General features: G+C 75.8%; 3 protein-coding genes. All 3 read left to right on the top strand.

The features are described from left to right. Window positions 1–91 precede the first annotated feature (91 nt). From ACZ6R6_RS43485 to ACZ6R6_RS43475, 3 genes are read left to right on the top strand one after another with little or no spacing between them, the layout of a single operon-like run. Window positions 92–3739 (top strand): acyl carrier protein, encoded by a 3648-nt coding sequence (locus ACZ6R6_RS43485; protein ID WP_470102792.1) that lies wholly within the window; start codon window positions 92–94, stop codon window positions 3737–3739. Beyond that, on the top strand, window positions 3729–9128 hold the full coding sequence (locus tag ACZ6R6_RS43480; RefSeq protein ID WP_470102791.1) for a type I polyketide synthase: 5400 nt from the start codon (window positions 3729–3731) through the stop codon (window positions 9126–9128). The genes ACZ6R6_RS43485 and ACZ6R6_RS43480 overlap by 11 nt, the downstream gene beginning before the upstream one ends. Next, window positions 9125–9328, top strand: coding sequence for an MbtH family protein (locus ACZ6R6_RS43475; RefSeq protein ID WP_306862569.1), 204 nt, complete (start codon window positions 9125–9127; stop codon window positions 9326–9328). The genes ACZ6R6_RS43480 and ACZ6R6_RS43475 overlap by 4 nt, the downstream gene beginning before the upstream one ends. Window position 9329 lies beyond the last annotated feature (1 nt).

Here is a 9329-nt window from a genome sequence, read left to right as displayed (position 1 = left end):
ACCAGGCCTGGGTCCCCGACCACCAGGGCAACCGCTACTTCAGCGAACTGCGCCTGCAGATCACCGACCCCGTCACCGCGGGCGGTGGGCTGTGAGCGAGCGCCTGTCCCAGCCGGAGGCGGACCGCCCGGAGGCGGACCCCGTGGGGACGGACCACCCGGAGACGGGCCACTCGGAGACGGACCACCTGGAGGCGGACCGCATGGAGGCCGATCAGACGCTCTCCCCGGAGCGGACCGTCTCTTCGGGACGGACCGTCGCCGACCTCGTCGTGGCGCGGGCCCGTACCGTGCCGGACGCGCTCGCGGTCGCCCAGTGGGACGAGGAGATCACCTACCGGGAGCTGGCCGGCCGCGCCGCCGCGCTCGCGGCCCGGCTCGGCGCGCTCGGCGTCGGGCCGGAGACCAGGGTCGGGATCTGCATGGAGCGGCGGCCCGCGCTGCTGGTCGCGATCTTCGGCGTGCTGCTGGCCGGCGGCTGCTATGTGCCGCTGGACCCGGCCGGCCCCCGGCTGCGGCTGCGGGACATGGCCGTCGACGCCGGTCTGGACGTCGTGGTGGCCGACCGGGCGGGCGCTGAGGCGGCCGGCGAGGCGGGCCTGCGGTGCGTCGCCGTACCCGGCCCGGCCGAGTCCGTCGACCTGGCCGCGGTGCCGGACTGCCCGGCCGCGCCGGACAACCTCGCCTACGTGCTGTACACCTCCGGCTCCACCGGCCGGCCCAAGGGCGTGCTCGTCACCCACCACAACCTGGCCGACTTCGCCCTCGGAAGCATCGAGACCGTCGGGGCCGGGCCGGACACCCGCGCGCTGGGCTTCTCCTCCCTCAGCTTCGACGCCTCCGCCCTCGACCTGTTCGTCCCGCTGATCGTGGGCGGGTCGGTGCACATCGCCGGCGACGCCGACCGCTCCGACCCGGCCAGGCTGCAGCGGTTCGTCGCCGAGCACCGGATCACCTGGGGGTTCGTCACCCCCGCCGTGCTGGCCCTGCTCGACCCGGCCACGCTGCCCGACTGGCAGGTGGTGATGGCCGGCGGCGAGGCGGTGCCGGCCGAGCTGGTCAACCGGTGGCCGGGCCGCCGGTTCGTCAACGTCTACGGGCCCACCGAGGCGACGGTGTCGGCCGTCACCGCCGAGCTGGCCGCCCCGCAGGCCACGCCGGTGCCGATCGGCCACCCGACGCCCGGCCACCGCTGCTACGTCGTCGACGACGACTTCCGCCTGGTCGAGCCCGGCGCCGAGGGCGAGCTGCTGATCGGCGGCCCCGGCGTGACCCGCGGCTACCTGAACAGGCCCGCGCTGACCGCCGCGGCGTTCGTGCCCGACCCGTTCTCCGGCGAGGCGGGCGCGCGGCTCTACCGGACCGGGGACATGGCGCGGTACGCCGACGACGGACAGCTCGTCTACCTGGGCCGCCGCGACGGACAGGTCAAGATCCGCGGCCAGCGGATCGAGCTGGGCGAGATCGCCACCGTCCTGCAGGAGCACCCGGCGGTGGCGCAGGCGGCGGTGGAGGCGGTGCCGCGGCCCGGCGGCGGCCTGGAGCTGGTCGCCTTCCTCACGCCGGAGGACGCCCCGGCCGACCCTGGGTACGCCGCCTCGCGGCTGACCGTGGCGATGCTGCCGGGACGCGTGCTGCGCCTGCCCGAGCTGCCGCTCAACTCCTCCGGCAAGGTGGACCGGTCCCGGCTGCGGGAGCTGGCCGCCGAGGAGCGCCCGGCCGACGACTCGCCGGAAGGGGAGACGGCCACCGAACGGGCGCTCGCGGCGGTGTGGCGGCGCCTCGGCGTCGGCGCCGACTTCTTCGCCGGCGGAGGCGACTCGATCACCGCGATGCGGCTGGTCGCCGCCGCCCGCAGCGAACTGGGCCTGGACGTGACGGTGGACGACGTGTTCGCCGGCCGCACCCTGCCGGAGATCGCCGCCCGGTTCGACGGGGCCGCCCGGCTGGCGGGGCCGGAGCTCACCCTCGGCCACCCGCCGACCCTGGCCCCGCCGCAGCGCCGCCTGTGGTTCCTGGACCAGCTCGCGCCCGAGGCTGCGCCGTACAACATCGCCCTGGCCGAGAGGCTGCGCGGCCCCCTGGAGGTGGCGGCGCTGCGGGCGGCGCTGCGGACCGTCGCCGAGCGGCACGACGTGCTGCGCTGGCGGATCCGGCAGCGGGCCGGCGTGCCGTACGCCGTCTGCGAGCCGCCCTCCGACGTGGACCTGACCGTGGTCGACCTGAGCGGGTACGGCCAGGCGCAGCGGGAGGCGCAGCTGCGCACCCGGCTGGCGGCCGGCGCGTCCGCGCCGTTCGACCTGGCGGGCGGCTCCCCCTGGCGGGCGTGGCTGTACGTGCTGACCCCCGACGAGCACGTGCTGGCGCTGACCCTGCACCACGCGGTGTTCGACGGCTGGTCCCGGGACACGCTCTACACCGACCTGTCGGCCGCCTACACGGCCGCCGTCACCGGCCGGGAGGTGGACCTGCCGCCGCTGCGGGCCTCCTACGCCGACTACGCGGTCTGGCGGGCCGAGCGGGACAGCCGCACCGGCGAGGCGGACCTGGCCTGGTGGTCCGGGCACCTGAGCGGGGCGCCCACCGTGCTGGACCTGCCCCGCGACCGGCCCCGCCCGGCCGTGCAGACCTACCGGGGCGCCGAGGCCCGCGTGGCCCTGCCGCCCGGGACCGACGCCGCGGTCCGCGCGCTCGCCGCCGACCTCGGGGCGACCCCGGCGGGGGTGCTGCTGGCGGGGCTCGGCCGGCTGCTCCACCGGCTCACCGGCGCCGCCGACCACGTGGTCGGCGCGGTCGTCGCCGACCGGCGGGTGGCCGCCTTCGACGACCTGGTCGGGTTCTTCATCGACATGGTCCCGCTGCGGCTGCGGTCGGACGACCGCACCGACTTCGCCACCCACGTACGGCGCTGCACCCGCGAGCTGCTGGACGTCGCCGCGCACCCGGCCGCGCCGCTGGAGCGCGTGGTCGAGGAGCTCGGCATCCGCCGGGACCCCTCCCGCGCCCCGCTGGTGCAGGTCATGTTCAACGTGCTGAACCTGACCGAGCCCCGGCTGGAGCTGCCCGGCGTGCGCGGCGAGACGATCGAGGTCGACAAGCCGGGCTCGCCGTTCGACCTGACCGTGTACGTGGCGGAGCGGGACGGCGGATTCTCCGTCGAGGTCGTCTACAACCCCGACCTGTTCGACGCCGCCAGGATCGACGCGATGCTCGCCGACTACGTGAGCGTGGTCGGCGCGCTGGCCGCCGACCCGGCCACCCCGATGGGCGCGGTCGCGCTGCCCGGCCGGGTCTCGCCGGAGGCGGCGCCCGGCGCCATGCGGGTCGCCGACCCGGTGGCCGCGGCGCCGTCGGCGGGCCAGGGGACCGGGTCGACCGCCACCGAGGAGCTGATCGCCACGATCTGGCGTGAGGTCCTGGAGCGGGACGCCGTCGGCCCCGACGACAACTTCTTCGACATCGGCGGTCACTCGCTGGCGCTCGCCGCCGTGCACGCCCGCCTGTGCGTCCAGCTCGACCGTGAACTGCGGATGGTGGACCTGTTCCGCTACCCCAACATCCGATCCCTCGCCGCCTACCTCGACACCGACACCCCGGCGGGCGGCTCCGCCGGGCACCCCCAGGCAGGCAATCCCGAACTCGCCCGCGCGGCCTCCCGGGCCGAGGCGCGGCGCAACCGCACGCGACGCCCACGACGCGTCCACAGCACCACCGGACAGGAGAACGACCATGACCAGTGACGTCACCGACGAGGGCGTCGAACCGATCGCCATCGTGGGGATGGCCGCCCGGGTGCCGGGCGCCTCCGATATCGACGAGTTCTGGCGGAACCTGGTCGACGGCGTGGAATCGATCACCACCTTCACCCGCGAGGAGCAGGTGGCCAGGGGCGTGTCCGAGGAGGACGTCGACGACCCGAGCTGGGTGTCGAAGGCGCCCTACGTCGAGGGGTACGACCAGTTCGACGCCGGTCTGTTCGGCCTCACCGCGCGCGAGGCGGAGATCCTCAACCCGCAGCACCGGCTGTTCCTGGAGACCTGCTACTCGGCGCTGAACGACGCCGGGACCGACCCGGCGCGCTACGACGGCGCCATCGGCGTCTACGCGGGCACCGGCGGCAACCAGTACCTGTGGGAGAACCTGGCCCGCAACAAGCGGGTGTGGGAAACGCGGCACGGCATCGGGCTCGCCACCGCCAACTCGCCGAACTACGTGGCCACCACCGTGTCGTACCGGCTGGACCTGCGCGGGCCCAGCTTCACCATCCACACCGCCTGCTCCACCTCGCTGGTCGCGCTCCACCTGGCCTGCGAGGCGCTGCGCGGCGGCGAGTGCGACATGGCCCTGGCGGGCGGCGTCAACGTGGAGCACCCGCCGGCGACCGGATACATCGGCGTGGAGGGGTTCACCTCCCCCGACGGCCACTGCCGGCCGTTCGACGCCGACGCCAACGGCACCGTCTGGGGCAGCGGCGTCGGCGTCGCGGTGCTCAAGCGGCTTGAGGACGCCATCGCCGACGGCGACCACATCCACGCGGTGGTGCGGGGCAACGCGATCAACAACGACGGCGCGGGCAAGGTCGGCTTCTCCGCCCCCAGCGTCGACGGGCAGGCCGCCGCGGTCGCGCAGGCGGTCGGGCTCGCCGGGATCGACCCGCGCACGATCGGTTACGTCGAGGCGCACGGCACCGGCACCGCGCTGGGCGACCCGATCGAGGTGGCCGCCCTGACCTCGGTGTACACGCAGGCCACGGAGGACCGCGGCTGGTGCGGCATCGGCTCGGTGAAGTCCAACATCGGCCACCTCAGCCAGGCCGCGGGCATCATCAGCGTGATCAAGGCGGTGCTGGCGCTGAAGCACGGGCTGATCCCGCCGACGATCAACTACGAGCGGCCCAACCCGGCGATCGACTTCGCCGACACCCCGTTCTACGTGGCGTCCACGCTCAGCAAGTGGGAGACGGACGGCGGTCCTCGGCGCGCCGGGGTGAGCTCCTTCGGCATCGGCGGCACCAACGCGCACGTCGTGCTGGAGGAGGCTCCGTCCGTCGAGGCGGACCCGCTCCCCCCGCGGCCCGCGCACCTGCTGCAGGTCTCCGCCAAGACCGCCACCGCGCTGGACGCGGCGGTGGAGCGGCTGGCCGGGCACCTGGAGTCGCACGGGGACCTCGCGCTGGCCGACGTGGCCCACACGCTGCGGGTGGGCCGGCAGGAATACTCCCACCGGGCCGCCGTGGTGGCCGGCGACCGTGCCGACGCGGTCGCCGCGCTGCGCGAGCGCAAGCGCCGCCGCAAGGGTGAGGCCGGCCCCACCCCGCCGGCCGTGGCCTTCCTGTTCTCCGGGCAGGGCGCGCAGTACGCGGGCATGGGCGCGGAGCTGTACCGGGCCGAACCGGTGTTCGCCGCCGCCGTCGACGAGTGCGCCGACCTGCTCGCCGAGCACCTCGGTCTCGACCTGCGCGACCTGATGTTCGGCACCGCGCCCGACGCCGAGGAGACGCTCCGGCAGACGCGCTACACCCAGCCGGCGCTGTTCACCGTGGAGTACGCGCTGGCCCGGCTCTGGCGGAGCTGGGGAGTACGGCCGGCCGCGATGATCGGCCACTCCATCGGCGAGTACGTCGCCGCGACCGTCGCCGGGGTGTTCACCCTGGCCGACGCGGTCCGCCTGGTCGCCGCCCGCGGCGCGCTGATGCAGTCGATGCCGGCGGGCGCGATGCTCGCCGTCCAGCGGGACGAGTCGGAGCTGGCCGGCCGGCTGCCGGACGGGGTGTCGGTGGCGACCGTCAACGGCCCCGGCACCTGCGTGGTGGCCGGCCCCACGGAGGCGATCGAGGCGTTCGCCGAGACGCTGAAGGCCGAGAAGGTGGGCTGCAAGGCCCTGCGCACCTCGCACGCCTTCCACTCGGCGATGATGGAGCCGATCCTCGAGGAGTTCACCGCGCTGGTCGCCTCGGTGCCGCGGCGGGCCCCGAGCCTGCCGTTCTGGTCCAACGTCACCGGTGCGCCCATCACCGCCGAGCAGGCGACGGACCCGGCCTACTGGGCCGGCCACCTGCGGCAGCCGGTCAGGTTCGGCGCCTGCGTCGCCGGGCTGTTCGCCGCGCACGGAGACACGCCGCCGATGCTGGTGGAGTGCGGGCCGGGACGGCAGCTGGCCGGACTGGCCAGGATGCAGCTGCCCAAGGGCGCGCCCGCGCCGCTGCCCAGCCTCCCCGGGCCCGGGGAGCGGACCGGCGACGCCGCCACCGTCTACGACGCGGCGGGCACGCTGTGGGCCGCCGGGGTGCCGCTGACCCCGGGCTCCGGGACGGCCCGCCGGGTGCCGCTGCCGGTCTACCCGTTCGAGCGCCGGCGCTACTGGATCGACGCCGACCCGGTCGACCAGACCGCCTCCGCCGCCCCGGCCCGGCGCCGCGGCCCGCTGCCGCTGGCCGACTGGTTCGCGGTGCCCACCTGGCGCCAGGCCGCCCCCGACCCCCGCCGGACCGAGCTCGGCGACTGCCTGGTGCTGGCCGACGGGCCCCGCGGGCAGGAGCTCGTCGCCGAGCTGCGCGCCCGGGGCGCCGCCGTGCGGGTGGCCGGCCCCGGCGACCACGAGACGCTGCTGGCCGGCGGCGTCCCGGCCAGGATCGTGCACGCGCTGGCGCTGGACGGCCTGCCGGCCGGCGGTGAGATCGCCGCCACCTGGCAGGCGCAGGAGCGCGGCTTCTTCGACCTGCTGAGCCTGGTCCAGGCCCTGGCCGGCGCGGGGGTGGCCGACGGGGTCCACCTCGACGTGGTGTCGTCGGGCACCTCGGACGCGCAGGGCGACCTGCCCCGCCCCGAGCACGCCACCCTCGCCGGCATCGCCAGGGTGGTCCCGCTGGAGCTGCCCGGCCTGACCGTCCGTCACATCGACGCCGACCCGGAGGCGGGCGCCGCGCAGACGGCCGACCTCGTCGCCGAGCTGCTGCGGCCCGCCGACGAGGCGGAGGTGACGCTGCGCGCCGGCCGCCGCTGGGTCACCGACTACGCCCAGGTGCCCCTGGGTGAGGAGGCCTCCGAGACCACGGTCGTCCGCGACGGGGGCCGGTACCTGATCACCGGCGGCATCGGCGGCATCGGCATCACCCTCGCCGAGGACTTCGCGCGGCGGGCCCGGGCGCGGCTGGCGCTGCTCAGCCGCAACGGCCTGCCGCCGCGTGAGGAGTGGGACACCCACCTGGCGGTGCACGGCGGCGCGGACCGCACGGGCCGCGCCATCCTCGCGATCCGGCGGATGGAGCAGGCGGGCGCCGAGGTGCTGGTGCTGGCCGCCGACGTCACCGACCCGGCCGGGCTGAGCGCGGTGCGCGAGCGGATCGACGCCGAGTTCGGCGGGCTGGACGGCATCGTGCACGCCGCCGGCCTGCCCGGTGGCGGCATGGCCGAGGTGAAGGACCGCGCCACGGCCACCGCCGTACTGGCCCCCAAGATCGCCGGAACCCTCGCCCTGGCGCAGGTCTTCGGCGACCTCCCGCTTGACTGGGTGGCCCTGTGCTCCTCGGTGACCTCCGTGGTCGGCGGTTTCGGGCAGGTCGACTACTGCGCGGCCAACAACTTCCTCGACGCCTACGCCCGCAGCGCCCACGGCTGGCGCGCGCCGGTCGTCTCGCAGAACTGGGGCGGCTGGACCGAGGTCGGCATGGCCGTCGAGGTGTCGGCGCCCGACGGGTTCCGCGCCGCCCGCGGCGGGGTCGCCGGGGCGGTGGACCACCCGGTCCTGTCCACCCGGGTGACCGGCCAGGACGGGGAGGCCGAGGCCCACGGACTGGTCTCCGCCGCCACGCACTGGCTGCTCGACGAGCACCGCATCGGCCAGGTGCCGGTGGTCCCCGGCACCGGCCACCTGGAGTCGGCGCGGGCCGCGGTGGCCGCGTGCCTGCCCGCCCCGGACGCCGACCACGTCGTGGAGCTGCGGGACGTGGCGTTCCTGGAGCCGTTCTCCGTCCCCGACGGGGGCACCGCCCAGTACCGGGTGGAGCTGACCCCCTCGGCGGACGGCGTCGACTTCCAGGTGACGAGCCGTACGGCGGGCCGCTCCGCCACGCACGTGCGCGGCTCGGCCGGGTGGGTCCGCCCCGAGCCGGCCGCGGCGGCGGACGCGCAGTCGATCGCGGCCCGCTGCCGGCCGCGCCCGGCCGCGGGCGAGAGCACGGGTGAGACCGCGGTCGAGGCCGGACGGACCAGCATGCTCACCTTCGGCCCCCGCTGGGACGCGCTGGGCGAGCACCACGTGGGCCCCGACGAGGAGCTCGCCAGGATCGTCGCGCCCGAGGCCGCGCTGGCCGACCTGGAGCGCTGGGTGCTGCACCCGGCGCTGCTGGATGTGGCCACCGCCTTCGGCGAGGGACGCGGGGAGGGCAGCTACCTGCCGCTCTCCTACGGACGGGTGCTGGTGCGCGGGCCGCTGCCCGCGCGGTTCTGGAGCCACCTGCGCTACGCCGACGGCGGTGACGACGTGGTCTCGGCGGACCTGACGCTGTTCGACGAGGACGGCCGGGTGCTGGTGGAGATCGGCGACTTCGTGCTGCGCCGGGTGGACCGCGACGCCGTCACCGGCGACCTGGCCGCCCCCGGCGGCTCGGCCGGATCGGCGCCCGCCGCGCCGGCCACCGACGGGATCGCCCCCGTGGACGGCGCCGAGGCGTTCCGCCGGGTGCTGGCCGCGCGGCTCGGCCCCCAGGTCGTGATCAATCCGCTGCCGGTGGCCGAGCTCGCCGAACGGGCCAGGGCCCGGACCACCGACAGCATCGCCGGCGACGCCGGGGCCGAGGAGGGCCTCGAGCAGGCGGCGGAGGGCGACGACCACGCCCTGCCCCGCACCGAGCTGGAGGCGACCATCGCGCGGGTGTGGAGCGACGGCCTCGGCGTGCCACGGGTCGGCATCGACGACGACTTCTTCGCGCTGGGCGGCAACTCCCTGATCGCGGTGCAGCTCATCGCCTCCCTGCGCAAGGCCGTCGGCGTGAAGCTGCCGATGCGCAGCCTGTTCGAGTCACCGACCGTGGCCGAGCTCGCGGTCGTCGTCGAACGGCTCCGGGCCGCCGACGGCGAGGCCGAGCAGGCCCGTCCGGCCACCACCATCCCCAAGCTGGACCGTAAATGAACGAGGCAGGAACCATGACCGACGACCACTACCTGGTCGTGCGTAACGACGAGGAGCAGTACTCGATCTGGCCGGCGGGCCGCACACTCCCCGCCGGGTGGCACGAGACCGGCTTCAGTGGAGCCAAGCAGGACTGCCTGGACCACATCGAGACGGTGTGGACCGACATGCGCCCGCTCAGCCTGCGCCAGGGCGGGTGAC

The sequence above is a fragment of the Streptosporangium sp. NPDC048886 genome (assembly GCF_055586905.1).
The sequence above is the reverse complement of the archived record's forward strand: the minus strand, read 5'-3'. Positions and strand labels throughout refer to the sequence as shown.

Coding starts and splice junctions, on each gene's coding strand:
- ACZ6R6_RS43480 (WP_470102791.1), top strand. CDS start 3,729: ATGACCAGTGACGTCACCGACGAGGGCGTCGAACCGATCGCCATCGTG.
- ACZ6R6_RS43475 (WP_306862569.1), top strand. CDS start 9,125: ATGAACGAGGCAGGAACCATGACCGACGACCACTACCTGGTCGTGCGT.